The sequence below is a fragment of the Domibacillus indicus genome (assembly GCF_023715895.1).
Taxonomy (GTDB): domain Bacteria; phylum Bacillota; class Bacilli; order Bacillales; family Domibacillaceae; genus Domibacillus; species Domibacillus indicus_A.
Genome location: NZ_JAMBOO010000107.1, coordinates 1 through 362, shown reverse-complemented (window position 1 = coordinate 362; position 362 = coordinate 1). Strand labels below are relative to the sequence as shown.

Below are 362 nucleotides of genomic sequence, written 5' to 3'. Positions count from 1 at the left end.
CCATTCCATTACATTTACACAGTTTGGCATGAGTAAACAAAAAGATAAAAAAGGAAAGGTTCATACTGTCCGTCGGGCCGTTTCCTTCGGAAAAGGGGGAAAGCTCCTCATTTCTAAGCTAGGCTTAATAGATATCCGCCTCCACCGGAAACTAGATGGCAAAGTAAAGCAGGTGATCATTAAGCGCCAGAATGGGCGCTGGTTTGCTATTTTCTGTGTCGAAAGACAGGCAGAGCCGCCGCAGGCTGTCCATAAAGCCTCTAAAACAGCCGGTATTGATGTCGGCATCAAGAAATTTGCCGTCCTGTCGAACGGCGAAGAGATTCTAAACCCGGGCTTTCTCCGTAAGGAGGAGAAAAAGC

At 47.2% G+C, this 362-nt stretch carries 1 protein-coding gene; it reads left to right on the top strand.

Annotation, left to right across the window (positions count from 1 at the left end; genetic code table 11):
* Positions 1 to 362: transposase (locus tag M3221_RS25830; RefSeq protein ID WP_396395500.1), on the top strand; the 362-nt coding region annotated here is incomplete at both ends.